This is a genomic window from Centipeda sp. (in: firmicutes) (assembly GCF_057271695.1).
Window position 1 is genome coordinate 1 of the sequence record NZ_DBHIVL010000150.1, and the last position, 1,318, is coordinate 1,318.

Sequence of the window (1,318 nt, forward strand, 5' to 3'; positions counted from 1 at the left end):
CCTTTTTTCTGGTTCTAATCTCCCCAAATTTGGGGTGTTGTAATAAGTTGCTCATAGTGTTAATCGTTTAAGTTTGTTTTTACATCTACTTGTACATTATCAGCTTCTTGCTGTAATAATTCTTTAGCACGTTGGCGAATGCTTTGCTGTATATCCGAGTTGTACATATAAGCACATGCCATCTCTACTGTTTGAGTGGTTACCGATAGTTCTTTAGCAATTTGTTTCTTTATTGCTGATACAATTCTTATTTTTTTCATACATTTGTGCCGTTAAATGTTGTTATTAATTTTCGGGGCAAAATTATATACTTATTTTCAAATAACAAAGCTTTTTATAAACTTTTTTTCAAATATTTTATGACTATACAAGAAAGAATTTTACAATATATTGATAATAAAGATATTACACCTTATAAGTTTTGTAAGGATTTAGACTTTCCTATGGGCTATTTAAGTAAGAGAGGAGCTATAAGAACTGATAATTATTTGAAAATAATCAAATATTATACAGATATAAACCCAGAATGGCTTCTTACAGGAGAAGGCTCTATGCTGAAAGAAGAGGAGGAAAAAAATATAGTCTCGCAGGCCCTACCTGCGGCTAATGATGAGGTATCAACCTTATTACGAGAAAAGGCTGCTATGTTGGAGGCTATTATAAAGGAAAAGGAGGAGAAAGAAGTAATGTATAAGGAGAAGATAATGGCGTTGGAGAATGAGTTGCAAAAATATAAAAACCTTAGTCAACCGTCCCGCGCCGTAGCCAGTGGCTCCACTCAATACTCCACAGCAAGGGTGTAATGCCGTATGCTGGCAGTGCGCTTTTAGGTATATAACTGAGGTAGGAAAAGGGTAGAAAGTACGTAATATATAGGGGAGAAAAGGCACTTTTTAAGGAGTACTTATGTAAAAGTGTTGTAAATCAATGCTTTAACCTATATAACCAAATGCAATATACCGCCAACTCGGTAACATTTCCTTTCAAAAAGCCCAAAATAGTGTAATTAGCCCCTTTAACTTGTGTGCTAAAATATACGCAATTGCAACGCCAACTGCACCTCCAACTTTTTTAGAGGGTGTTTTTGGGCTTTGCTGGGTGGGTACCTTTTTGGGGTGTTTTATGCCCTTCAAAAGGTAGCTTTAGCGGTAGCTATAAGGCACAAAAAAACGCCCAAAAAGGGCGTATTTATTAGGGTTTGGGGCTTTTTTGGGGGTGTTACTTGCACCATTGGTATATAATGCATATATTTGTACCAAATGATGCAGCCTTTTGGGGCATTTTATGCATATAAATGTAGCTTTTTGTACATTTTGTT

At 35.7% G+C, this 1,318-nt stretch carries 2 protein-coding genes; one reads left to right on the plus strand and one right to left on the minus strand.

What is annotated here, in order from left to right; translation table 11 throughout:
* Positions 1 to 59: 59 nt before the first annotated feature.
* Entirely contained in the window at positions 60 to 260 is a 201-nt protein-coding gene (locus ACO6BQ_RS12565) for a hypothetical protein (protein ID WP_315157337.1), read from the minus strand.
* 291 nt (positions 261 to 551) lie between these two features.
* Here ACO6BQ_RS12565 and ACO6BQ_RS12570 point away from each other — a divergent pair, with 291 nt between their 5' ends.
* On the plus strand, positions 552 to 803 hold the full coding sequence (locus tag ACO6BQ_RS12570; protein ID WP_489121491.1) for a hypothetical protein: 252 nt from the start codon (positions 552 to 554) through the stop codon (positions 801 to 803).
* Positions 804 to 1,318 lie beyond the last annotated feature (515 nt).

Bases quoted from the DNA above. Each gene is read 5' to 3' on its own strand.
- ACO6BQ_RS12565 (WP_315157337.1), bottom strand. From the start codon at position 260: ATGAAAAAAATAAGAATTGTATCAGCAATAAAGAAACAAATTGCTAAA.
- ACO6BQ_RS12570 (WP_489121491.1), top strand. From the start codon at position 552: ATGCTGAAAGAAGAGGAGGAAAAAAATATAGTCTCGCAGGCCCTACCT.